Annotated in this window: 19 protein-coding genes; 13 read left to right on the top strand and 6 right to left on the bottom strand. The window is 68.8% G+C overall.

The features are described from left to right. Nucleotides 1-78: 78 nt before the first annotated feature. Nucleotides 79-2,142 carry an LTA synthase family protein gene (locus GS424_RS10230; protein ID WP_160942301.1) on the bottom strand — a complete coding sequence of 688 codons (2,064 nt, stop codon included), beginning with the start codon at nucleotides 2,140-2,142 and terminating at the stop codon, nucleotides 79-81. A gap of 297 nt (nucleotides 2,143-2,439) precedes the next feature. Between GS424_RS10230 and GS424_RS10225 the strand changes: the two genes are divergently transcribed. From GS424_RS10225 to GS424_RS10210, 4 genes are all read left to right on the top strand, one after another. After that, nucleotides 2,440-4,539: a sodium-translocating pyrophosphatase gene (locus GS424_RS10225; protein ID WP_186938147.1), complete on the top strand. Its 2,100-nt coding sequence runs from the start codon at nucleotides 2,440-2,442 to the stop codon at nucleotides 4,537-4,539. Nucleotides 4,540-4,630: 91 nt separating this feature from the next. Beyond that, nucleotides 4,631-5,290, top strand: coding sequence for a GNAT family N-acetyltransferase (locus GS424_RS10220; protein WP_218958852.1), 660 nt, complete (start codon nucleotides 4,631-4,633; stop codon nucleotides 5,288-5,290). Nucleotides 5,291-5,415: 125 nt separating this feature from the next. After that, complete coding sequence (locus tag GS424_RS10215) at nucleotides 5,416-6,975, top strand: GGDEF domain-containing protein (protein ID WP_160942303.1); 1,560 nt, start codon at nucleotides 5,416-5,418, stop codon at nucleotides 6,973-6,975. Continuing rightward, complete coding sequence (locus GS424_RS10210; RefSeq protein WP_160942304.1) at nucleotides 6,972-8,282, top strand: GGDEF domain-containing protein; 1,311 nt, start codon at nucleotides 6,972-6,974, stop codon at nucleotides 8,280-8,282. Before GS424_RS10215 ends, GS424_RS10210 begins: the two co-directional genes overlap by 4 nt. A 95-nt stretch (nucleotides 8,283-8,377) precedes the next feature. Here GS424_RS10210 and gdhA read toward each other — a convergent pair whose 3' ends face one another. The 4 genes from gdhA to GS424_RS10190 all read right to left on the bottom strand — a co-directional run bounded on the left by gdhA (nucleotide 8,378) and on the right by GS424_RS10190 (nucleotide 12,807). After that, complete coding sequence (gene gdhA / locus GS424_RS10205; RefSeq protein ID WP_160942305.1) at nucleotides 8,378-9,709, bottom strand: NADP-specific glutamate dehydrogenase; 1,332 nt, start codon at nucleotides 9,707-9,709, stop codon at nucleotides 8,378-8,380. A gap of 150 nt (nucleotides 9,710-9,859) precedes the next feature. Next, nucleotides 9,860-10,906 carry an LCP family protein gene (locus GS424_RS10200; RefSeq protein ID WP_160942306.1) on the bottom strand — a complete coding sequence of 349 codons (1,047 nt, stop codon included), beginning with the start codon at nucleotides 10,904-10,906 and terminating at the stop codon, nucleotides 9,860-9,862. Then, nucleotides 10,887-11,711, bottom strand: a complete 825-nt coding sequence (locus tag GS424_RS10195; RefSeq protein ID WP_160942307.1) for a class B sortase — start codon at nucleotides 11,709-11,711, stop codon at nucleotides 10,887-10,889. The genes GS424_RS10200 and GS424_RS10195 overlap by 20 nt, the downstream gene beginning before the upstream one ends. 112 nt (nucleotides 11,712-11,823) lie before the next feature. Next, nucleotides 11,824-12,807 (bottom strand): hypothetical protein, encoded by a 984-nt coding sequence (locus GS424_RS10190; protein ID WP_160942308.1) that lies wholly within the window; start codon nucleotides 12,805-12,807, stop codon nucleotides 11,824-11,826. Nucleotides 12,808-13,059: 252 nt separating this feature from the next. Between GS424_RS10190 and GS424_RS10185 the strand changes: the two genes are divergently transcribed. Then, nucleotides 13,060-14,415, top strand: coding sequence for a DUF2130 domain-containing protein (locus GS424_RS10185; protein ID WP_160942309.1), 1,356 nt, complete (start codon nucleotides 13,060-13,062; stop codon nucleotides 14,413-14,415). Beyond that, nucleotides 14,405-16,159, top strand: a complete 1,755-nt coding sequence (locus tag GS424_RS10180) for a hypothetical protein (RefSeq protein ID WP_160942310.1) — start codon at nucleotides 14,405-14,407, stop codon at nucleotides 16,157-16,159. The genes GS424_RS10185 and GS424_RS10180 overlap by 11 nt, the downstream gene beginning before the upstream one ends. A 246-nt stretch (nucleotides 16,160-16,405) precedes the next feature. Here the strand turns inward: GS424_RS10180 and GS424_RS10175 are convergent, their stop codons facing one another. Next, nucleotides 16,406-16,900 (bottom strand): YaiI/YqxD family protein, encoded by a 495-nt coding sequence (locus tag GS424_RS10175; protein ID WP_160942311.1) that lies wholly within the window; start codon nucleotides 16,898-16,900, stop codon nucleotides 16,406-16,408. Between the two features lie 182 nt (nucleotides 16,901-17,082). On the opposite strand from GS424_RS10175, the gene dltA reads away from it, so the two are divergent. The 7 genes from dltA (at nucleotide 17,083) to GS424_RS10140 (ending at nucleotide 24,129) form a co-directional block, all read left to right on the top strand. Next, nucleotides 17,083-18,630: a D-alanine--poly(phosphoribitol) ligase subunit DltA gene (gene dltA, locus GS424_RS10170; protein WP_160942312.1), complete on the top strand. Its 1,548-nt coding sequence runs from the start codon at nucleotides 17,083-17,085 to the stop codon at nucleotides 18,628-18,630. A gap of 16 nt (nucleotides 18,631-18,646) precedes the next feature. After that, entirely contained in the window at nucleotides 18,647-19,819 is a 1,173-nt protein-coding gene (gene dltB, locus GS424_RS10165) for a D-alanyl-lipoteichoic acid biosynthesis protein DltB (protein WP_160942313.1), read from the top strand. Beyond that, entirely contained in the window at nucleotides 19,812-20,066 is a 255-nt protein-coding gene (gene dltC, locus GS424_RS10160; protein WP_087191596.1) for a D-alanine--poly(phosphoribitol) ligase subunit DltC, read from the top strand. Before dltB ends, dltC begins: the two co-directional genes overlap by 8 nt. 6 nt (nucleotides 20,067-20,072) lie before the next feature. Further along, nucleotides 20,073-21,353: a D-alanyl-lipoteichoic acid biosynthesis protein DltD gene (gene dltD, locus GS424_RS10155; RefSeq protein ID WP_160942314.1), complete on the top strand. Its 1,281-nt coding sequence runs from the start codon at nucleotides 20,073-20,075 to the stop codon at nucleotides 21,351-21,353. Further along, nucleotides 21,353-21,526, top strand: a complete 174-nt coding sequence (locus tag GS424_RS10150) for a hypothetical protein (RefSeq protein WP_154332157.1) — start codon at nucleotides 21,353-21,355, stop codon at nucleotides 21,524-21,526. Before dltD ends, GS424_RS10150 begins: the two co-directional genes overlap by 1 nt. Next, nucleotides 21,526-23,118 carry a serine hydrolase domain-containing protein gene (locus tag GS424_RS10145; protein WP_160942315.1) on the top strand — a complete coding sequence of 531 codons (1,593 nt, stop codon included), beginning with the start codon at nucleotides 21,526-21,528 and terminating at the stop codon, nucleotides 23,116-23,118. The genes GS424_RS10150 and GS424_RS10145 overlap by 1 nt, the downstream gene beginning before the upstream one ends. 66 nt (nucleotides 23,119-23,184) lie before the next feature. Next, nucleotides 23,185-24,129, top strand: a complete 945-nt coding sequence (locus GS424_RS10140) for a LysO family transporter (RefSeq protein ID WP_160942316.1) — start codon at nucleotides 23,185-23,187, stop codon at nucleotides 24,127-24,129. Nucleotides 24,130-24,149: the final 20 nt, after the last annotated feature.

Here is a 24,149-nt window from a genome sequence, read left to right as displayed (position 1 = left end):
CGGATGCCCGTGCCGAACCGCACACCTCTCCCCGCGCCAGAGGGGAGGAGGATCCCTGTTCCGAGGAGGGGAGATCCTCTACTTGCCCGTCCACTCCGAATCCTTGTTGAACAGGTTGTCGTACTGCACCGTCGCGTAGGCGCGCAGCGCCTCGAGCACGCCGGCCTCCTCCTCGTCGCCGAAGCCGTGCCAGGCGCCGTCGGCGGTCAGGAAGCCGTTGAGGTTGATGGCGGGGATCGCCTCGCGCACGGCCAGCAGGAAGCGCTGGTAGCTCGTCGTGGGCAGGCCCGCGGCCTCCACCAGCTTCGATCCCAGGTAGTTGAGGCTCGTGCGCCCGTCGGCGCCGCCGTCCAGCTCGTGGACGCCCTGCGCCCGGGCGGCGTCGTTCGCCCAGATGAGGTACGGCACCGTGTAGCGCTCCTGCACGGCCTCGAGCCCCAGGTCGTCGGCCGTCGCGCCGTCGTGGGTGGCCTCGAACAGCCAATCGCTGAAACCGGGCTGGTGGTCGCCGAAGAAGCACAGCACCACGGGCCGGTCGAGCGCATCGAGGCGATCCACGAGGTAGGCGAGGTCGCGGTCGGCCTGGCGGATGACGCTCGCGTACTCGTCGAGCTCCGAGGACGTGCTGCCGTCGCCCAGCGGCACGCTCACCGCGAGGTCGTCGGACAGGCCGCCCACGTCGTAGCCGCCGTGGTTCTGCAGCGTCACGTCGAAGATGAACTGCGGGTCCTCGTCGGCTTCCAGCAGGTCGAGCACGTAGTCGTACGTCGCGCGGTCGGTGGTGAGCCCGCGCAGCGTGTCGGCGTCGGCGAAGGCGTCCTGGTCGGCGAACTCGTCGAAGCCCAGCTGGTCGTACACGCGGTCGCGCCGCCAGTTCGTGTTCTCGGCGGGATGGATGGCGTGGGTGCCGTAGCCGAGCGAGTCGAAGTACGACACGAGGCTCTCGGCGCCGTCGAGGTCGTACAGCACGTACGGGTACACGCCGCCGCCGAGGTGCCCCATGCTCGAGCCGGTGAGGAACTCGAACTCGCTGTTGCACGTGCCGCCCCCGAGCGCCGACACGTACGCGTCGCCCGCCTCGAGCGCCTCGGCGGCGATCTCGTAGTAGTGCGCAGGGCGCGCGTCGGTGCCCGCGAGGCCGGGGTAGCGCGAGAGGTCCGAGAACGTCTCGTTCATGATGGCGATGACCGTGGGCGCCTCGGCTCCTTCGTCCGCGTCGGGCGCGTCGCGGCCGAGCGAGCCGAGCAGGGTCGCGACGTCGTCGGCGTCGTAGCCCTCCGGACGCTCGGGGCTCAGGTCCTGCACGCGCTTGAGGAAGCACAGCGCCGACCCTTGCTCGGCGTACGACTCCTTCACGCCCCACACGTCCACGGTGCACGCGTAGGCCTCCTCGATGTCGGACGACGCCACCCACCAGCCGAAGCAGCCGGCCAGCGCCAGCGCGCACGCGCCGTTCGCCATGGCGCGCCGCGGCGTGGCGGCCACCTTCGGCAGGTAAGCGACGGCCGTCGAGGCGGCGGCGAACGCGACGATCGTCTCGAGCAGGCGCGCGTCGAGCGCGAACGTGTAGCCGGCGCCCACCGAGGCGGCCGTCGACAGCGCGAACAGGTCGGCGGGCACGATGGGCTGGCCTTTGAACAGGATGACGAAGTGGTTCGCCACGCCCGCGACGAGGCAGGCCGCCAGGAACAGGACGACGGCGCCGCGCGTGCGCTGGCCGGCCGCGTACACGATGGCGAACAGCGCGCCGAGCACGCACAGGTTCACCGCCGCGTAGTAGGGGCTCATGGCGAGCAGCTGGTCGTTCCAGGGACGTTCCAGCAGGTAGAAGCCCACGGGGATCGCGAGCAGCACGACGAGGGGCCGCGCGAGGCGCCAGGCCTCCCGCGCCCGCTCCGAGCGCCCGGTGCGGGCCAGGAACGCGGCGGCGCAGCCCAGAAGCGCGCAGACGGCCAGCGCCGCGGCGAACCAGGGCGCGTCGGTCAGGCCGCATGCGGCGTAGACGGCGAGACCCGCGGCGGCGAGGGCGCACAGGGCGGCGCCGACGAGGTCGCCGCGCGTGGGGGATAAGCGAACGCGCAGGTCGGAACAGAACGCAGCGGCCGCGGAGAGCGCCGGTTCAAGGCGCTGACGAACGGTCATACAGAACTCCTCTATATATATGCAGGCAGTGATCGTCTCAAGTATAAGGGGTGCATGATACCGGTTCCCGCGCGATCGCGCAGGGGGGCCTGCGAACGGTCGTCGGGCTTTCGGGCGCTGACCGGGCGATTCGACCCAAGCGACAAAAAACTGTGATTCCGGCTTCACATTATCTGCAAATATCCTACAATAGTGCAGTTGCATGCGACTTTCCCGCTTAGAATGCCCGGCGAAAAGGTCGCATAGTTGTATTCGTACGGGAAAAGGAGGATTCAAGTGACGCTCCAAGTCGCATGGATGGCCCCCATCTGCGCCTTAATCGGCATCTGCGTGGCGGGCTATCTCGGATCATGGGTTCTGAAGCAGGACCCGGGTCCGGAGAAGATGAACAACATTTCGCTGAAGATCCAGCAGGGCGCCAAGGCGTTCCTCATGAGCGAGTACAAGCTGCTCGTCATCTTCATGGTCGTCGTGGCCGTGGTCATGGCCGTCGCGCTGTCGCCGATCACGGCCATCGCGTTCGTGACGGGCGGCGTGCTGTCCGCCCTGGCCGGCTACATCGGCATGCACGTGGCCACGCGCGCCAACACGCGCACGGCCTACGCCGCCGAGAAGTCCGTGGCGGCCGCGCTCAACGTGAGCTTCAAGTCGGGCCTCACCATGGGCCTGTCCGTGGCCTCGTTCGCGCTGCTGGGCCTGAGCCTGTGGCTCATCCTGCTCGTGTTCGGCGTTGACTCCTTCGACCTCATGCACGAGCACGTGGGCATGGTCGAGGGCTTCGCCACCGGTGCATCGGCCGTGGCGCTGTTCGCCCGTGTGGGCGGCGGCATCTACACGAAGGCGGCCGACGTGGGCGCCGACCTCGTGGGCAAGGTCGAAGCGGGCATTCCGGAGGACGATCCGCGCAACCCGGCCACCATCGCCGACAACGTGGGCGACAACGTGGGCGACGTCGCGGGCATGGGCGCCGACCTGTTCGAGTCGTACACCGGCTCCATCCTGGCGCCGACCATCCTGGCCACGACGTTCGCCGCGCTCGGCTACTTCGGCGCGTTCGGCAGCATCGACGCCACGTGGGCCATCGTCGTGCCGGTGCTCATCGCCGGATGCGGCATCATCACGTCCATCATCGGCCTGCTCGCCGTGCGCACGAAGGAAGGCGCCGAGCTGCACAAGGCGCTCAACCGCGGCACGTACCTCGCGGCCCTCATCGAGGTCGTCGCCATCCTCGCGATCTTCTTCGTGTGGAACGGCCAGACCGTCGACTCGCAGCCCATCTGGCTGTTCGGCTCCGTGCTGTGCGGCCTCGTGGCCGGCCTGCTCATCGGCAAGACCACCGAGTACTTCTGCTCCGACGCCTACAAGCCGGTGCACCAGATCGCCGAGGCCTCTGAAACCGGTCCGGGCACGAACGTGATCCAGGGCCTGTCCACGGGCATGCTGTCCACGATCATCCCCATCCTGCTCGTGGCGTTCGCCATCATCGGCGCGTACACCTTCGGCAACATGGCGTTCCCGAACGCCGACGACATGGGCGGCATCGCCGTCGGCCTGTTCGGCGTGGCGTTGGCGGCGACGGGCATGCTGTCCAACACGGCCATCACCATCGGCGTCGACGCGTACGGCCCCGTGGCCGACAACGCGGGCGGCATCGCCGAGATGGCGGGCCTGCCCGAAGAGGTGCGCGAGCGCACCGACGAGCTGGACTCCGTGGGCAACACCACGGCCGCCATCGCGAAGGGCTTCGCCATCGCGTCCGCGGGCCTGTCGGCCATCTCGCTGTTCGTGTCCTACCAGGCCACGATGCACCATGCCATCCCCGAGTTCGAGCTGACGCTCACCGACCCGCTCATCATCGCCGGCATCTTCATCGGCGCCATGATCCCGTTCATGTTCGCGGCCCTCACCATGGGCGCCGTGTCCCGCGCGGCCCACGCGATGGTAGAGGAAGTGCGCCGTCAGTTCCGCGAGATCAAGGGCATCATGGAGTACGAGGCCGAGCCCGAGTACGACAAGTGCATCGCCATCTCCACGTCGTCCGCGCTGCGCGAGATGATGCTGCCGGGCATCCTGGCCGTCGTCATCCCCGTGGTCATCGGCTGCTTCAACCCGGCCATGCTGGGCGGCTTCCTCGCGGGCGCCGTGTCCACCGGCATGCTGCTGGCCATCTTCATGTCGAACGCCGGCGGCGCGTGGGACAACGCGAAGAAGTACATCGAGAAGGGCGCGCACGGCGGCAAGGGCTCCGAAGCCCACAAGGCTGCCGTCGTGGGCGACACGGTGGGCGACCCGTTCAAGGACACCTCCGGTCCGTCCATGAACATCCTCATCAACCTCATGACCATCGTCTCGCTGACGTTCTCGCCGCTGTTCATCTTCGTGCAGAGCATGTTCTAAGCGCGATCTGAACGCCGCGCCGACCGCTGCGCGACATCGGAGGCCCCGGCATCGCCGGGGCCTCCGCGCTGTTTGGGAAAGGATCGAACCTATGGAGCTGGAACTCGAGGTGCGGCGAGCCCGGACCGACGACCGTCCCGCCACGGAGCGCGTGATGCGCGAGGCGTTCTGGAACCGCTACGGCCCCGGCTGCTGCGAGCACTACCTGCTGCACGTCATGCGCGCGTGCCCGGCCTACGTTCCCGAGCTCGACCTCGTGGCGACGGTCGGCGGCGACGTGGTGGGCAGCTCCGCGTGCCTGCGGTCGGTCGTGGAGGGCGACGACGGCGTGGCGCGCGCGGTGCTGAGCCTCGGCCCCATCGCGGTGCTGCCGCAGCATCAGGGAGCGGGCGCAGGCGCGGCCCTCATCGAGCGCTCGAAGGACGAGGCGCGCTCGCTGGGCTTCGGCGCGCTGCTGCTGTGCGGCGACCCGGCCTACTACGGGCGCCGCGGCTTCGTGCCCGCGGAAAGCCGGGGCATCCGCATGGCCGACGACGCGTACGCGGCGGCGCTGCAGGCGTGCGAGCTGTTCGAGGGCGCGCTGGCCGGCGCGGCGGGGCGCTACGTGGAGGATGCGGCGTACGAGGTGGACGAGGCTGCCGCCGCGGCCTACGACGCGCGGTTCCCGGCCCGGGAGCGCGTCGTCGGCACGCCCTCGCAGCTGCGCTTCCAGGAGGTGGCGGCCCGGCGCAGGGACGCGTTCGGGCGCTGAGGCAGGGGGCGTGCCGCCTCTGAATCTTTCCGTGAAGCGGAGGAAGTTCCTCGATGCGCATACCTGCGGGGGGGGGGGGGGGGTGCTACACTGACTTAATCAGTGCGCATGAGAAGGACGACGTAATGGCACGCAAGACGGACATAGCCCGCGGGGCTTCGCGGTTCTCGTTTCGGCGCATGGCCGTCTACGGCGTCACGCTCGCGGCGGCGTTCCTGGCGGCGGTGTGCGCGGTGGGCGCGGTGTTCGCGGTGCAGAGCATGCGCCACGAGGCCGACGTGTCCCTCGCCGGCGCCAAGCCGCGCATCGAGGCGAGCGTCGAGGAGTCGTTCAAGCTGCTCGAGTCGCTGGCCGACCAGCCCACGCTGTACGACGCCTCGGTCCCCGTCATGGACAAGGTGGCCATGCTGGATCAGGTGAACGAGCATTTCGGCTACTTCCTGCTGTGCTACGTCGACGACGAGATGAACGTGTGGGACGCCACCGGCCCGGCGAGTCTCGCCAGCCGTGACTTCATGCAGAAGTGCTACTCTACCGGCCAGAGCCTCGTCACCGACAGCTTCGCGGCCGGCGCCGACGGCGTCACCCTCAACTACGTCGTGCTCGTGCCCCTCTTCGACGGCGGCGAGATGACGGGCTCGCTGTTCGTGTCGCTGTACTTCGACGACATGGTGAAGGTGCTCGACGAGAGCGCGACCAGCGGCGCCGTCGACTCGGTGCTCGTCGGCAGCCGCGGGCAGGTCATGTCGGCCACGTCCGGCTTCGTCTACGACGATCTGTTCCTCGACCCCCTGCGCGACTCGATCGCCTTCGGCGCGACGGCCGACGAGATCGAGGCCGAGCTGCTCGACCTCAACCCGGTGACCTTCTGGGTCGTCGACGGCCTCGACGTGCGCTACTACGCGGCCGCGCCCATCGCGAACACCAGCTGGGACGCCGTGTGCGTCACGAGCTTCTGGAGCGCCTACGCGGGGGTCATGGGCTCGCTGCTGCCGCTCGTCGTCATCGTGCTCGCCCTCATCGCGGGCACGTTCGCGCTGCTGCGCGCCAACTTCGCGCGCCAGACCGAGAACGCGCGCATGTTGGAGAAGTCCGTCGAGGAGCTGCAGCGGAAGGTGTACAGCGAGGAGCGTCCCGCCGACGCCGACATCGCCGACATCCTCGAGCTCACCTCGTCGGGCCTGTCCGACGGCCTGACCGGCGTCGTCACGCGCTCCGTGTTCGCGAGCAAGCTGGCGGGCGCGCTCGAGAACGCCGAGGACGACGGGTCGCTGTACGCGCTGTGCTTCGTGGACCTCGACGACTTCAAGACGGTCAACGACACGTTCGGCCACGCGACCGGCGACATCGCGCTCAAGACCATCGGCTACGCGCTGCGCGGCTACGAGCGTCGCTACGACGGGCTCGTCGGGCGCTACGGCGGCGACGAGTTCGTGCTGCTCATGACCGACATCGACGACGAGGCCGAGCTGCGCGGCGTGCTCGACGAGATGGTGGGCGAGCTGCACGTGGACATCCAGTCGGGCGACGCCGTGTTCTCGGTGCACTGCAGCGTCGGCGTGGCCGTGTGGGATCGCTCGATCGACGCCGACGCGCTCATGGAGCAGGCCGACCAGGCCCTCTACCGCGTCAAGCAGCACGGCAAGGAAGGATACGTCGTATTCGGCGACGAGGGGGAGCGGTGAGGCGGCGTGATGCGCTGGCCGCGCTCGGCTTCGCAGCGTACGTCCTGATCGTGTGCACGCTCACGGGCTTGCTCGGCGTGTTCGTCCACACCGAGGCGGGCGCCATCCGCCAGCGCGACGCCGAGCACGTGCTGACCTACTTCCAGCAGACCATGCAGCTGAAGCTGCACAACGTGGCGAGCCCGGTAAGCCGGCTCTCGTCGGCGCTCGAGGTCGACCCGGACGACGAGTCCTGGCTTCCCCGCGTCGCGAACGACCTGCTCGAACGCGAGGAGATCGCCTACGTGGCGTACGTCCGCGACGAGACGATGGCCTACGCCTACCCCGAGGACGCGTTCGGCGACTCCGTGGGCGCCGACCTGGCCACGTTCTCCTACGTCTACACCCTGGCGAAGGTGACCGATGGCTTCGTGGTGGAGGGGCCGGTGGAGCTCTCGAACGGCGTGTCGGCGTTCCTGTTCATCGAGCCGGTCGATGTCGACGGCGCCTACCGCGGCGAGATGGTGGTGGGGGTGCGGGCGTCGTACGTCGTCGAGCAGCTGAACCTCGCGTCGCTCGAGGAGGCGGGGTACCGCTACGAGCTGTGGGCGGTCAGCCCGCAGGACGGCAGCAAGGACGTGATCGCGGCGTCCGAGGGAGGCCATGACTTCTCGCATGCGGTGAAAGCGTCCTTCAACATGCCGACGCAGTGGACCCTGTCCATCATGCCCGAGCAGGGCTGGGTGCCGCAGGGCTGGCTGTGGTTCATCGCCGCGGGCGTGATCGCGACGCAGGCGCTGGCCGTCGGGCTCGGCGGCACCGTGGTGGCCGCCCGGCGCTCCCGCCGGCTGCACGCCGAGGCCGTGCGCAGCGACGACGAGACGGGGCTGCTCACCTACCGCGCCTTCATCGACGTGCTCGATCAGGCGGCCCGCTGCAGCGACGGCTGCGCGCCGTTCACCATCGTCTGCCTGACGGTGGACGGCTTCGAGCATACGGCGCTCTCGCTGGGCTGGGACGCGCGCCGCGCCTACCTGGGAAGCGTGAAGGGGGAGATCGACGCGGTGGTGCACGGCGACTACGAGGCCGCGCGCGTGAGCGCCGGCTGCTTCGCCATCGCCATCCGCGAGTACGTGGACCGCCGCGCGCTCGGCGACCTCATGCGCGCGCTCGAGCTGGCGCTGCTGTGGAAGGTGCGCATCGACGGCAAGAAGGCGTTCTGCATGGCGCGCTCGGCCGCCGTGCGCTTCCCCGAGGACGGCGACGACCCCGCGGCGCTCGTGGAGCGCACGGTGTCGCTGCTGGAGCGCGACCGCCCCGACCGGTAGCGCCTCGCCCCTTCGCTCCCTCGCTCCCGAGAAAACGAACGGCCCCGTCCGAGGACGAGGCCGTTTCGCTGCGCGCGGTCGGTGCTGCGCCGCGCCTACACGATGCCCTGGGCCATCATGGCGTCGGCGAGCTTCTTGAAGCCCGCGATGTTGGCGCCCATGACGTAGTTGCCCTCGTGGCCGTACTCCTTGGCGGCGTCGTCGGCCGCATGGTAGATGTTCTTCATGATCTCCTGCAGCTTGCCGTCCACTTCCTCGAACGTCCAGGACAGGCGCTCGGAGTTCTGCGACATCTCGAGGCCGGAGGTGGCCACGCCGCCGGCGTTCGCCGCCTTGCCCGGGCAGAACACCACGCCGTTCTCCATGAGGTAGTCGGTGGCGTCCATCGTCGTGGGCATGTTCGCGCCCTCGGCGACGATCTTGCAGCCGTTGGCCACGAGCTGCTTGGCGTCGTCGATGAGCAGCTCGTTCTGCGTGGCGCAGGGCAGCGCGATGTCCACGGGCACGCTCCACACGCCGCGGCCCTCGTGGTACTCGACGCCCTCCTTGCGTTCGGCGTACGCGGAGATGCGCGCGCGCTCCACTTCCTTGATCTGCTTCACGAGGGCGAGGTCGATGCCCGCCGGGTCGTGGATCCAACCGGTGGAGTCGGAGAGGGTGACCACCTTCGCGCCGAGCTGCTGCGCCTTCTCGGTGGCGTAGATGGCCACGTTGCCCGAGCCGGACACCGACACGGTCTTGCCCTCGAAGGAGTCGTCATGGCAGTTCAGGTACTCCTGCACGAAGTAGACGAGGCCGTAGCCGGTGGCCTGCGTGCGCGCCAGCGATCCGCCGTAGGACAGGCCCTTGCCCGTGAGCACGCCCTCCCACACGTTCTTGATGCGCTTGTACTGGCCGAACATGAAGCCCACCTCGCGGGCGCCCGTGCCGATGTCGCCGGCCGGCACGTCGGTGTCGGCGCCGATGTGGCGGTACAGCTCGGTCATGAAGCTCTGGCAGAAGCGCATGACCTCCATGTCGGACTTGCCCTTGGGGTCGAAGTCGCAGCCGCCCTTGCCGCCGCCCATGGGCAGGGTGGTCAGGCTGTTCTTGAAGATCTGCTCGAACCCGAGGAACTTGATGATGCCGAGGTTCACCGACGGGTGCAGGCGCAGGCCGCCCTTGTAGGGCCCGATGCAGCTGTTGAACTGCACGCGGTAGCCGCGGTTGACGTGCACGTTGCCGGCGTCGTCGACCCAGGGGACGCGGAACATGATGACGCGCTCCGGCTCCACGAGGCGCTCGAGCAGACCGGCCTTCTCGTAGGCGGGATCGGACTCGATGACCGGCTTGAGGGACGACAGCACCTCCGTGACGGCCTGGATGAACTCAGGCTCGTTCGGATTCTTTTCCTTGACCTGCTCGATGACGTTATCGACGTAACCCATCTTGGCGGACCTCCATTCATGCGGTTGCTCATACTGCGTTCATTATAGGGAGCCGGACGCGCCTCCCGCGCTTTATTAAACGAATCGAAACAAAACAGCACGTTGAAAGGTCGGGGAAAGCCGTCGCGCGACGGATCGGCTGCGTGCGGGCTAGCCTACCGGATGGTAGTAGATCGACAGGATCGTCTCGTACGCCGCCGCTTGATCGAGGTAGAACTCGCCGTAGCTCGCTCCGTCCCTCATTTCCCCCGACAGCGTGACGATGTCGAGGTCGGAAGCGTCGCTTGCGGCGAGGCAGAGCGTGAGGCAGCCCAGCTCGTTCATGCTGAGGTTGGTGAGCACGTGCTCGGCAGCAGCCTGGTAGAGGTCGAGCAGCGCGGCTGGATTGCTCGCCGCTTGCGAGGCGAAGGCTTCGACGTACTGCGCTTGACGGGCTTGGCGCTGCAGGGGCGACTCGAGCACCGGCTCGTCCCTCCACTGCACGTAGCGGCGCGCGTCTTCCCCTTCGAGGCGGATCGTCTGCCCCTGCTCGATGTCGCTGTCGGGAATGGTCTCGAGCGCGGTGACTTCGACGCCGCCGACGGCGTCGTTCAAGGGCACGATGCCGCTCAGGTCGAGGGCCAGGTAGAAGGGGATGGGGATGCCGTACAGCGCGTTCGAGACGGCGCGGACGGTGTTGGCGCAGCTGGTGTGCTTTCCGTCCCCGTACGCGTAGGCGAGGCACAAGGCCGTCGTGGCGGTGCCTCCGTACGTCCCTTCGGGGCTGAGCATCTCGACGTCCACCATGCTTTCGCGGGGGACGCTGATCAGCTTGACGTCGTTCGCATCCAGATCGAATGCCGCGACGATGACGGCGTCGGCCTGCCCGGCGCTTTCTTCCGAAGGGGTTTCCCGATCGAATCCCAGGAAGCACGCCGAAACCATGTTCTCGTTGAGGGCGTAGCGCGCGCCGCCGTACTCGATCGTTCTGCCTCCATCGTCGGACGAAGCGCCTTCGAACAGCTCGATGCCCTCGCTCGCCGAGGCGCTCAGGGCGGAGGCGCGGCCCTGCTGCACGATGGCGAACGCGGCAACGAGCACTCCTGCCGCCACGAGCGCGATCGCGGCGAGCGCGACGGCCCCTGCGCGCATCAGCTTGCCGCGCATGCCGAGCGGGCGGGCGGCATGCGCGGCTTCCCTAGTCGGTCTGCTGCTCATCGACGAGCGCTCCCGTCACGATGTAGCGGAAGGCGGTATCCTCGGTCGGGCTGGTGCACGTGCTCAGCTGCACGATCTTGTCGTCGACGGTCAGCTGGGCGCCCTCGCGCACGGTGCGCGTTTCCGAGTCGGGGTCGGACACGGAGTCGAAATACGATTGCAGGGCGGAACGGTCGGAGAAGTCGTTCGTCTTTATGATGTGCCGGTCGTCGTATTCGTACGCGGAGACGATGCGGTACGTCAGTATGCGACCGGGCAGGTAGATCAGCAGGGTATCGTGCTCGTCGAAGAAGGCCTGGTCCTTGAAGTCGTGCAGGCTCGAGAACATGGTGCCGTTCACGAGGCAGTGCCCGTACAGCACCGTCACCGGGTCGCTGAAGTCGGCATCGTTGACCGACTCCGTGTAAACCGCTCCCTCGATGGCGTAATCGCCATCCTTGTTGTGATCGAGGTAGAAGGAGTCGTCGCTCGGATGCCTGAGCACGGGGTAGTTGACGTCGGTGCCCGGCAGGTACACCCACGCGTAGATGTCCGGATTCTCGGCTTGGAGCGTTGCGAAGTCGATGGGGTTCTCCCCGGTGCCCAAGGGGGTGTCGTGCACCTCGGGCAGGGGGGCGCTTTTGGAAACGCGCGCCGCGTGGTCCAGCTCCAGCTGCTGCCACAGCAGATAGCTTCCGCCCGCGACGGTTCCTACGAGCAGGATGGCGAACAGGGCGCCCAGCGCGACGACGCGCGTCCTGCGTCGTCTCCTGTGCGGCGGGGGCGAGGCCGTCGTGTCGTGGTCGCGATGGGGGTGATTCGGCATGGTGAACCGCCGTTCGGTCGGGCGTGTACGAGAAGGGTCATAGCAAAAGGAGCCTGCGAACGACAGCAGGCTCCTTTGTTCGTGCGATAGGCGAGCGGAAGAGCGCGCCGCGCTACTTGGCGGCCACCTTGCGCAGGCCGATGAACGCGGCGCCGGCCGCAAGCGCCATGAGCGCGGTCAGGGCGGCAACGCCGCCGAGGTCGGCGTTGGTCTTGGGGGACTTGGCGGTCGGGTCGATCTTCTTGACGGCGTCGGCAGCGTTCGCGTTTGAGCTGGTGCCGTAGTCGCCCAGGACGATGGAGAACGACGAGAGGCGGTCGACGTGGATGGAAAAGCTGCCGTCGGCTCCGACGGTCGCGACCTTCTGCTCGAGGTCGCCGTTGTCGTGCTCGATGAACACGGTGACCTTCTTGCCTGCGTACTTGGCGTCCACGAGGAACTGCAGGTCGAGGTCGGTCGCGTCGCCCTTGATCTCGATCGTATCGATGACCGTTGCATCGGAGGGCACGTTGCTGCTCGGCGTGCTGCCGAACGACACGCTTTCGACGGTGCCTTCGAACTTGGCGAGCGTGACAGCCTGGGCTCCGCTGCCTTCGCCCGAGATCACCGCTCCGGGCTGGATCGGATTCGGATCGGGGGCGCTGATGTTGCCGTAATCGCCGATCACGATCGTGAACAGAGAAAGGCGGTCGCTGTGGATGGAGAACGTGCCGTCCGCGGCCACGTCGGCGACCTTCTGCTCGAAGGTGCCGTCGTCATGCTCGATGAAGACGGTCACGGTTTTGCCTGTTGCTTGGGATGCAATGAACTTCAAGTTGAGGTTGGTCGCATTGCCCTTGAGCTTGCAGGAAAAGTGAATCGTTGCGCCATCGGGCACATTCGAAGCTGCTACCTGGGCGAAATCCATCTCATCAACCATTCCATCGAAGGAGACGAGCGTGATCCCGATCTGTTTGGTGCTGTTGCCTCCCATTATCCCGCTTCCGGGTGGGAAGGTCGACCCGCCGGGGCTCGGGTTCGCCCAAGCGAGCGTGGGCAGGGCGAGCGCGAGCGCTGCCGCGCAGACCACGGCGATAAGCCTCTTCTTCAAAATCATCCTGCGATCCTTGTCTCCTTGGTGGTTGGGACGGCTGGTTCGGCATGAGCGCAGGAACACGGCACGCAAGCGAATTCACCTAGTGCAACATCTTGCCCCCCCCCCCCCATTTTTTGTCAATAGCCAATCGCAACCATCAACGATAGGCTTAATGAGCGCGCGACGCGGAAAACGCCGGCCTGTCCCGAAAGGAGGGCGGGCGCGCGGGGCCGATGGGGTAGAATCGGAGGGATACGGGAGAAGGAGAGCAGCATGAACGAGATCAAGTGCCCCCACTGCGGCGAGATGTTCACCATCGACGAAGCCGGGTTCGCGGCCATCGTGAAGCAGGTGCGCGACGCCGAGTTCGACAAGGAGGTGCGCCGCCACGCCGACTTGCTGGAAACCGAGAAGCGCCAGGCGGTGGAGCTCGCCGTGGCCCAGGCGCTCGGCGACGCGCAGGGGGCGGCGGCGCAGAAGGAGGCGCGCATCGCGGAGTTGGAAGCCCGCCTGGAGGCGGCCGCGCGCGAGCGCGAGAACGAGGCGCGCCTCGCCCAGGTCGAGCGCGAGCGGGCGCTGGCCGACGCCGTCGCGGCGAAGGACGCCCGCATCGCCGAGCTCGAGCAGCGCACGACCGCGCAGCAGCGCGCCTTCGAGGCGGAGAAGCAGCTGGCGGTGGAGCAGGCGCGCTCGGCCCTCGAGCGCGAGCGCGACGCGCTGGCCGCGCAGGTGGCGCTTAAGGATGCCGAGAAGTGCCAGGCCACGAGCGCCCTCAGGGAGCAGCTGGCCATCGAGCTCAAGGCGAAGGACGACATCATCGCCTACAAGGACGGCGAGATCGAGCGCTACAAGGACATGAAGGCGCGCCTGTCCACCAAGATGGTGGGCGAGTCGCTCGAGCAGCACTGCGAGACGGAGTTCAACAAGATCCGCGCCACCGCGTTCCCGCGCGCGTACTTCGAGAAGGACAACGACGCGTCGGAAGGCTCGAAGGGCGACTTCATCTTCCGCGAGTGCGACGAGGAGGGCAACGAGATCGTCTCCATCATGTTCGAGATGAAGAACGAGTCGGACGATTCGTCGCACCGGCACCGAAACGAGGACTTCTTCAAGAAGCTCGACGCCGATCGCGCGAAGAAGGGCTGCGAGTACGCCGTGCTCGTCACGCTGCTCGAGCCGGAGAGCGAGCTGTACAACCAGGGCATCGTGGACGTGTCGTACCGCTACGAGAAGATGTACGCCATCCGCCCGCAGTTCTTCGTGCCGATGATCTCCATCCTGCGCAACGCGGCGCTGGGCTCGCTGGCGTACAAGGCTGAGCTCGCCGTCGTGCGCAACCAGAACATCGACATCACGAACTTCGAGGAGTCGATGGAGACGTTCAAGAGCGGCTTCGCGCGCAACTACGACCTGGCCAGCCGCAAGTTCCAGACGGCCATCGACGAGATCGACAAGACGATCCTGCACCTGCAGAAGACCAAGGACGCGCTCGTGTCGTCCGAGAACAACCTGCGCCTGGCGAACAACAAGGCCCAAGACCTCACCATCAAGCGCCTGACGAGGAACAACCCCACCATGAAAGCCGCCTTCGAGGAGCTGGCGTCCCGCAAGGCCGGCGATGAGTCGTAGCGCTGCAACGCCGGTTGCGACGACGCTCGCGCGGGTCGGGTATGCGCTGGCGGGCGCGCTCGTCGCGGTGCTCGTGTCGGCGGCGGCGTCGCTCGTGCCATGGCCGATGGAGGCCTCGACCCTCTCCCTGTTCGTCACCGCAGCGGCGATGGGGGCGACGCTCATGCTGTGGGCGTCGTTCAAGCCCTCGCACGTTGCGGGCGGCTCGGTTGCCGTCGAGGCGCTCGTGGTGGTGGTCACGGTGATGGCGCTGCTGATGGTCGGCAGCTCCCTGCAATCGCCGAGCTTGATAGGCCACTACTCCAACCCGCTTTCGTGGGTGTGGGACCATGTGGTCTTCATGCTGTACAGCAGCCTCGGCTTCGTCTTGCCTGCAGCGTGGGCGCTCGGCAGCAGCGAGCGGTGGGTGCGGCGTTCATGGGGGCGCGTCGGCGGCGAGGCGGCGTTCGTCGTGGCGGTGGGCGTGCTGGTCGCAAGCGGCGTGCTCGACCTGGCGTATTCCTTGGCGGGGTTCATCGTGCAGGGCCTTCTGTTCGTGGCGGCCGCGTTAGCTGCTGCGGCGGTGGTGCAGCGGTTGGTCTGCGAGCTCGTGCGGCGCTCGCGCGAGGGGCGCGATCCCGCGCCGCGCCCCGCCGCACCCCCGGCAGAGCGCCCGCGCCCCGCGTCCCGGTGGAACCTGCGCGCGGCGTGCATCGCCGTGCTGGTCGTGTCGGCGGGCATCAGCGTGGCCGCCCTCGCGTTCTTCTTCGCGTGTCGCGGACAGGCGGCGGCGCAGGGCCTCGAGCTGCGCCGCGTCGTCTACGACGTGCCGACCATCTGCGTGTTCCTCACGTGCTTCGTCGCGATTCCGTTCGCCGCGATAGGCACGGCAGCGGGGCCGAGCAAGGATTATCGCGTTGCGGGGTGCGCCGCGCTCTGCGCGCTCGTGTTGCTGCCGACCGCGCTGTTCTCCACGGTGCGCCTGGCGCCTCCCGAGGAAACCGTGCTCGACGACGGCAGGATCGAGGTGACGAAGAAGCCGTTCCTGTTCGGCGCGGCCACCTTTGAGTACGCGACGCCCGAAGGCCCCCTGTTCATGAGGATGCTGCCCGACGCGCGCGAGGCGGCGGTTCCCGAGGACGACGCGGCGAGCGATCCCGGGCAAATGAGAAGCTCCTACCTCGTCTCGGGCGCGATCGTGTCCCTCGACGCCGAAGCGCGCACGCTCGTGCTCGCGGTGACCAACTCGACCGAGTATCTGGAACCGGGAACGGAGGTGGACGTCGAGTGCGCGTCGGCCGAGCACTTCGACGTTCCGTTCGAGGAGCTGGCCGTGGGAGAAAGCGTGCAGATCGTTTCGGAGCAGGGCCTTTCGCGCGGAACGTTCGTCGCGCAGGACGTATACGTCGAAATCAGCGAATACTATCGGCAGGAGGACGGTCCTGCGAGGACCCTCGACGACATCCTCGCGTCGTACGATTGCCCCTACGCGATCACCGGCACGGTGACCTCGGCCGTCGGGGAGGGCAGGTTCTCGTTCCGCGTGGACGACGGGGGCGGCTTCATCGAGAACGGCACCGAGCTGCGCGTGTCCGAGGCGTTCGTGGAGCGGCGCCTCTACGGCATGAAGGGTTTGCAGTGGGGGATGGACGGCGTGGTCATCGGGTTCTCCGACCTGCCGGCCGAGGGCGTGCTGCGCGCGAAGGTGATCGTCGGCAACGACGACACCTCATCGGACTACTGGGAGAACATGCCCGCTGCGTAATGCGTCGGCTCTCTGAACCCGAGGGGCCCGGCCTCCGTCGAAACGCAGGTGCGCTGCAAAATCATCGATTTCGGCGTCGTGGCACGTCGGGGAATGCCCCGCATCGCGTATCGATTCGGAAGCCCTAGTCGAAAGGCCTGATGGGGACGGTGTCGAGGGGGACCGTTTTGTGACGGGTCCCCTCGAGCGCCCGTCGATGCGTCGAAAACGGCGATTTTGTAGCAGGACCTTCGCCAGCGGGCGCTCTTACTCTTCGTCGCGCAGCGCCTCGTCGACGAGGCGCTGCAGGTTCGCGCTGAACCGCTCGCGGTCGTCGTCCTCGAAGGCGGCGGGGCCCTTCGTCCGGCCGCCCTGGCGGCGCACCTTCTTCTCCTCGTGGCGGATGTGCATGTCGAGGTCGATGGTGGCCAGCGTGTACACGCGCCCGCGCACGCCGATGGCCCGCGCTCGGCGCCCCAGCACCATGGCGGCCAGCCCGATGTCCTGCGTCACCACGATGTCGCCGGGCTCGAGCTCCTGCACGATGGCGAAGTCGGCCGCGTCGGCGCCGACGCCCACGGCAAGCGTGTCCACCCAGAACCCGCCGGTGGGCTCGCGCGGGTCGCCGCGCCGGATGTGCCGGGCGAGGTTCTGCGTCGCGTTGCCGGCGATGACCACGGCCAGCTTGTTCCTGCGCGCGACGGCGAGCGCCTCGGAGGTGACGGGGCAGGCGTCCGCGTCGATGTAGATCGTGGGCTTCATGGGCTCGCTTTCTCTCGGAGGCCTCCAGTATACGGCGTGCGGGCGCGCCGGAGCGCGCCAATGCGACGGTACGGTGACCGAAATGTGCGCAGACGGTGATCGGCCCTCGCCGTAGATATTTTGTTGAGAACTTCGTCATAGATTCTTGCCCGTACGGTAGTCGAAGCTGCGGGAGGATCGCCATGACGAGGGAGAACGAGTTCGTATGCGCCGTGGAGCGGCAGGTTCGCGCGCACCCGGAGGCGCCCGCGCATCGGGCGTCGAACGGGCGGACGACGACGTACGGCGAGCTGTGGGAAGCCTCCGACCGCATCGCCGCCGCCTTGGCGGCGCGCACGGACGGGCGGCAGCCGGTGGTGGTACTCGGCCACAAATCGGCGCTCATGGCCGCCGGGTTCCTCGGCTGCCTCAAAAGCGGCCACGCCTTCGTGCCCGTCGACGTGGAGATGCCTCCCGCGCGCCTCGCCGACATCCTGGCGCAGCTCGGCGACGCTCCCGTGGTGACCACCGTGCCCGTGCCCGCCGCGCTTGCCGCATCCCTCCCGGCAGGCGCGGCGCTCGACGCGCGCGCGGCGGCCGCGGCCGCCGACCTCGGCCCCGCGCCCGATCGCAGCCGGTGGGTGACGGGCGAGCAGACGCAGTACCTCATCTTCACGTCCGGATCCACGGGCCGCCCGAAGGGCATCGAGGTGAGCGCGCGCAACGTCGCGCGCTTCATGGACTGGGTGCGCACCTTCCCGGTGATCGGCGAGGGCGGGCGCGTGTTCCTCGACCAACCGCCGTACTCGTTCGACCTGTCCGAGTACGAGGTGGTGGGCGCGCTGTCCACGGGCGGCTGCTTGCACGCCGTCGAGCGCGAGGAGACGGAGGATATGCGGGCGCTGTTCGCCGACCTGCGCGCCTCGGGCGTGGAGGTGTGGACGTCCACGCCGTCGTTCGCCGACCTGTGCCTGGTCGACCGCAGCTTCGACGAGCGGCTGCTGCCTGACGTGCGCCTGTTCCTGTTCTGCGGCGAGGCCCTGCGCCGCTCCACGGCCGCCGCCCTGCGCGAGCGCTTCCCCCGCGCCCGCATCGCGAACACGTACGGCCCCACCGAGTCCACGGTGGCGGTCACCTACGTCGAGATCGGGGACGCCGAGCTCGCCGGCGAGCGCCCGCTGCCGGTGGGCGCGGCGCGCCCCGGCACCGAGCTGCGCATCGTCGACCCCGAGACGGGCGCCCCGTGCGAGGCCGGGCGGACCGGCGAGATCGTCATCGTGGGCGACACGGTGGCCAAGGGCTACTTCCGCAACCCCGAGAAGACGGCCGCGGCCTTCTTCGACGCGACGCTTGCCGACGGCTCGCCCGCGCGCGCCTACCGCACGGGCGACGCGGGCCACCTCGACGAGAGCGGCATGCTGTACTGCGACGGCCGCTTCGACTCGCTCGTGAAGGTGAACGGGTTCCGCATCGAGCTGGAAGACGTGGAGGAGAACCTCGGCGCGCTGCCGCTCGTGAAGCAGGCGGCCGTGGTGCCCGTGCGCCGCCGCGAGCGCGTGGCGTACCTGAAGGCGTGCGTCGTGCTGCGCGACCGTCCGGCCGGCACCGACTTCGAGATCGCGCGGCTCATCAAGGCGCGGCTCGCCGAGCGCGTGCCCGGCTACATGGTGCCGCGCGCGGTGACGCTCGTGGGCGAGCTGCCGCTCACCTGCAACGGCAAGGTGGACCGCAAGGCGCTGGCCGAGGCATGAGGCATGGCGAGCATCGATGACGTTCTACGCCGATCCGAGCTTCTTCGCGCTGCTGGCGCTGGCCGTGGCGGGCGCCGCCTTCCTCGGCCTGCGCGAGAAGCCGCTCGCGCGCTACGGCATGGCCGCTTCGGTGGCGTTCCTCGCGTGCCTGTTCTGCAAGGACCTGCCCGGGCTGGCCGTGGCGCTGTGCTTCGTGGCGGTGGCCGTGCTCTCGACGCGCTGGGTGCTGGCGAGCCCGCGCTCGAACAAGCGCTTCGCCGTCGCGTTCGCGCTCATCCTCGCGCCGCTTCTCTCGGCGAAGGTCGGCGCGGTGTTCGACCAGAACCTGCTGGGCTTCATGGGCGTGTCCTACATCACGTTCAAGGCGCTGCAGGTGCTGTTCGAGGTGCGCGACGGCATCATCGAGGAGCTCGGCCTGTTCGACTACCTGTACTTCCTCCTGTTCTTCCCGGTGTTCACCTCGGGCCCCATCGACCGGTCGCGCCGGTTCGCCGAGGATGCGCGGACGGTGCGCTCGCGCGACGAGTACGCGGGCCTCTTGGCGCGCGGCATCCTGCTTTTGCTGGTCGGGCTCGTGTACACCTTCGTCGTGGCCGCGTGGCTGCATCGGTTCTACGCGCCGGCGGCCTGGGGCTCGGGCCCGTTTCTGGCCGAGCTGGGCGCGCAGGTGCAGACGGCGTACGTGTACGGGCTGTACCTGTTCTTCGACTTCGCGGGCTACAGCCTCATGGCCATGGGAGCCAGCTACTGCTTCGGCATCAGGACGCCGCGCAACTTCCGCGCCCCGTTCGCCTCCGTCGACATCAAGGACTTCTGGAACCGGTGGAACATCACCCTTTCGTTCTGGCTGCGCGACTTCGTGTTCATGCGCTTCTCGCGGCTGGCGCTGAAGCGCCGCTGGTTCGACAGCCGGCTGGCTGTCGCGTGCTGGGGCTTCGTGTTCGACATGGCCCTCATGGGCGCCTGGCACGGCCTCACGGCGGACTACCTGCTGTACGGCCTGTTCCACGGCCTGCTGCTGGCCGGCACCGAGGCGTTCCAGAAGAAGTCGAAGTTCTACAAGGCGCATAGGAAAGCCCCCGCGTTCAAGGCGCTGTCCTGGTTCGTCACGCTGCAGCTGGTGATGTTCGGGTTCGCGCTGTTCTCGGGGCAGATCACGATGCTCGTGAAAGGAGCGTTCCATGGCTGATACGACGCACGAGGAGCTCGAGGGGAAGATGCTCGACATCCTCGAGGAGGTGTGCGGCGACGACGAGGTGCGCGTGCGCCGCGACGAGGACCTGTTCGCGCTCGGGCTGCTCGACTCGATGGGCGCCATCGAGCTGCTCGTGGACATCGAGGACGAGTTCGGCGTGTTCATCGCCCCCACCGAGGTGGAGCGCGCCGAGATGAACACGGTGAACCTCATCATCCACCAGGTGGAGATCAGGCTGTAGGCGACCGTGGCGAACCGGTCGGACACCCCGGGCGCGGCTCCGTCGGGCATGCGCCTTCTGCGCGCGGTGCTGGCGGGGCTGCTGGCGGCGGCGCTCGTGCTGGCGGGCGCGAACGCCCTGCTGCCCGCGCAGACCGCGCACGACCCCGCGCGCCTGTACGACTACGTGTACTCGGGCACGAAGTCCGAGAGCACGGCGTTCACGCTGGCCACCATGAGCGAGGACGGCTACCTGGCGTTCGGGTCGTCGGAATTCTACATCTCGAAGGACAAGGTGGCGCAGTGCCCGCAGCAGGTGCTCGGCGAGAACGTGACGGGCGTCGACCTCACCTACGTCGGCGAGGCATACGACCAGAGCCTGTGGCAGGCCATCGCCGCGGGTGCGTACGGCAGCCAGGTGAAGAACAAAAAGGCGATGATCGTCGTGTCGCCCCAGTGGTTCTTCAAGGGCAACGGCGACCAGGGCAAGTTCGCCTCGAAGTTCTCCTACGCACTGTACCGCCAGTTCGCGGACAACCCGAGCATCTCGGACGAGACGAAGGCCTACGTGCGCTCGCGCGTGGAGCAGCTGGGCGTGGACGCGAAGACCACGGCGTCGGCGCATCGCGACACGCCGCTCGACGCGGTGAACGACGCGGTGCGCGCGGCGGCCGACGACCTGCGGTTGCGCTCCGAGCTGCCGAGCGTGGTGAGCCAGGCGCCGCTCAAGAGCGCCGTGCGCGCCGCGGGCGAGCCCACCGGCGAGCCCGACTGGGACGCGCTGCTCGAGGAAGCCGACGCGTCGGGCGACGCCGCCTGCACCACGAACGATTACGGCGTCTACGACGCGTACTGGCAGAAGAACTCCGGCTACGACGCCGAGCGCGGCCAGACCTTCTCGCAGGCCGACGAGGAGTACGCCGACCTCGCGTGCTTCCTCCAGGTGTGCCGCGAGACGGGGATCGAGCCGCTCGTGGTCATCCTGCCGGTGCACGGCGCCTGGTACGATCGCGAGGGCGTCTCCGCCGACGAGCGGCAAGCGTACTACGAGCGCGTGCGCGGCATCGCCGACGCGGCGGGCGCGGCCTACGCCGACTTCTCCACCTGCGAGTACGAGAAGTACTTCCTCTGCGACACCGTGCATCCCGGGTGGCGCGGCTGGGTGCGCATCGAGCAGGCGTTCTACGACTTCGTGCACGATCGCGACGACGCCTTCCTCGGCGGCGGCTCGTTCGGCGCGGCCGAGGGCCTCGACGCGGCGGGCAACGCGGGCGCGTCGCTGGCGGGCGCGGGGGAGGCGGCCTCGTGATGGCGCGAGCGATGCGGGCGGCGGCCGCGGTGCGCGCCGCGGTGGAGGCGCGGCCCCGGGTGCTCGGCGCGCTCGCGGCGCTGGCGACGGCGGCGATGGTCGTGCTGCTCGCGTGGTTCCTCGTGTTCTCGGGGCTGAACGGGCCGGTGCAGTTCGTGTACAGCAGCTTCTGATGGCTCGCGACGACGACAGGCGGGCGCGCGCGTCGCGCGCGGGACGGGTTGCGCGGGCGCTTGCCGCGGCGGCGCTCGCGCTGGCGTGCGCGCTGCCGCTGGCATCGTGCGGGGCCGAGGCGGATACGGCGGATGACGAGGGCTTCGCCGCCGAAACGGCGGCGACGGCGGACGAAGGCCCCGCCGACGACGAGGAGGGGCCCGAGGACGCGGACGGCGCCGCGCCCGCAGGGCTCGAGCCGACGGGGGAGGACCTCGCCGCGCGCCTGGACGCCTACCTGTCCGCGAACTTCCCGCAGGTGGGCATGCCCGGGGCGGCGGTCGCCGTGGTCGACGCCGACGGCGTGCGCTACCTCGCCACGCTCGGCGACTGCCCCGGCGCCGACGCGCCGTTCGTCGTGGGCTCGCTCAGCAAGTCGTTCACGGCCGTGGCCGTCATGCAGCTGGTCGAGCAGGGGGCGGTGGACCTCGACGCCCCCGCCGCCCGCTACGCGCAGGGCTACGACGTGCCCGACGAGGTGACGGTGCGCAGCCTGCTCAACCAGACGAGCGGGTTCGGCTCCCACGATTCGCTCTCGGAGGCCGCCGACGGGCAGCTGGGCGACACGTTCGGCTCGTTCTCGTACGCGAACGCGAACTACGACCTGCTCGGGCGGGTCGTCGAGGGCGCGTCGGGCGAGCCGTACGCGCGCTACCTCGACGAGCACGTGCTGGGCCCGCTCGGGATGACCGCTTCGACGGCCGATCCCGTTCGCGCCGAGGCGCTCGGCATGGCGCCGGGGCACCGCGACTGGTTCGGCCTCCATCTGGCCGACGGGTTCCGGCACGCGCAGGGCGACGACGCATGGGGCGGCCCCGCGTCGGGCTACGTGGCGTCCAGCGTGCAGGACATGGCCGGCTACCTGCGCATGTACCTGAACGGCGGCGCGGCCGACGACGGCGGGCGCGTGCTGTCGTCCGACAGCGTGCGGCGCATGTTCTTCGACCGCGTGCCCGATCCGGAGGGCGACACGTACTACGGCATGGGATGGACGTCGTTCTGCTGGGACGACGGCGAGCTCGTGCTGTCCCATGACGGCCAGGTGGAGAACTACGTGGCCAGCATGTGCCTGCTGCCCGAGCGCGGCATCGGCGTGGTGGTGCTGGCGGACGCCAACGACAACGCCGGCGGCAACAGCCGATTCTTCGACCTGGTCAGCGGCGTGGTGACCGCGGCGGTGGGCGGCGTGCCCGCGCCGGTGGACGCGCAGTGGACCGCGCTGTGGCGCCAGCGCACCGACGTGCTGTACGCGTGCGCGGTGCTGGCCTGCGCCGCCCCGCTGCTGCTGATAGGCCGCTGGCCGCGGCGGCTGGCCGCGGTGCCGCGCCGCCGCCTGCTCGCGCAGGGGCTCGCGCTGCACGCGGCGCTGCCCGCCGCCCTCCTCGCGCTGCCCTCGTCGTGGGGCACGCCCTGGCGCGACCTGCTCGCGTTCGCCCCCGACGCGGCGCTCGTGCTCGTCCTGTGCGCCGCGCTGCTCGTCGTCGCGGGGGCGGCGAAGCTCGCGTGGGCCGCGCTGGCGCGAAACGCTGCGCCGCCCGCGAACTTGCGGTAAGATAGCTCCTTCACCGATGGGATCGCAGCGCAGGCTCTCGCCATGCGCACGGCGGGAAGGGATGTCGTGGAGATACTGGTCGTCATGGTTGCAGGGGTGCTCGTGGGGGCGACGGTGTTCCCCGCGCGGCTCAAAGGGCTGAACGAGAAGCTGACGCTCGCGGCCACCGGGCTGCTCATCTTCTCGATGGGCGTGCTGCTGGCCGGGCGCGACTCGTTTCTGGAGGAGCTCGGCACCGTGGGGTGGGCCAGCGTCCTGTTCTGCCTCGTGCCGGTGGCGTTCTCGACGATCGCCGTGTACGTGCTGACGAGCCTGTTCATGTCCGACATCGCCCGCCGCCCGGCCGGCCCGCGCGTGGCCGCCGCGCAGGACGGCGCCGAGGGCGGGGCGGGCGCGCGCGGCGAGGCCGCGATGATCGGCGTGGCGGTGGGCGCGCTCGTGCTCGGCGCGGCGTACGGGCTGGCGGGCGTGCCGATCGCGCCGATCGACTTCGTGGCCGGCCATTCCGAATCCGTCCTCTACGCGCTCATGTTCTTCGTGGGCATCAGCGTGGGCGGCAGCCGCGGCCTGCTGGGCAAGCTGCGCCAGTACCACGTGCGCGTGCTCATCGTCCCGGCGGGCATCGTGATCGGCTCGGTGCTGGGCGGCCTCGCGTGCGCGCCGCTTGCGGGCGTGTCGCTGCCCACGGGCGCGGCCGTGGCGTCGGGCCTGGGGTGGTACAGCCTTGCGGGCGTCATGATGACCGACATCGCCGGCGCCCAGGTGGGCAGCATCACGTTTCTGGCGAACCTGCTGCGCGAGCTCGTGTCGTTCTTCAGCATCCCCTGGATCGCGAAGCACCTCAACTACCCCACGTGCATCGCGCCCGCCGGCGCCACGAGCGAGGACACCACGCTGCCCATGCTCATCCGCTGCACGAACGGCGAGACCGTGGTGCTCTCGGTGCTCAACGGCGTCATCTGCTCCGCGCTGGTCCCCGTGCTGATCGAGGCGTTCCACCAATTTATGTAGGAACATCTGTGCGTTTTCTG

This window comes from Eggerthella guodeyinii (assembly GCF_009834925.2).
In the GTDB taxonomy this organism is placed as follows: domain Bacteria; phylum Actinomycetota; class Coriobacteriia; order Coriobacteriales; family Eggerthellaceae; genus Eggerthella; species Eggerthella guodeyinii.
Note: the sequence above shows the minus strand (reverse complement) of the source record. Positions and strands in the feature narration are given on the sequence as shown.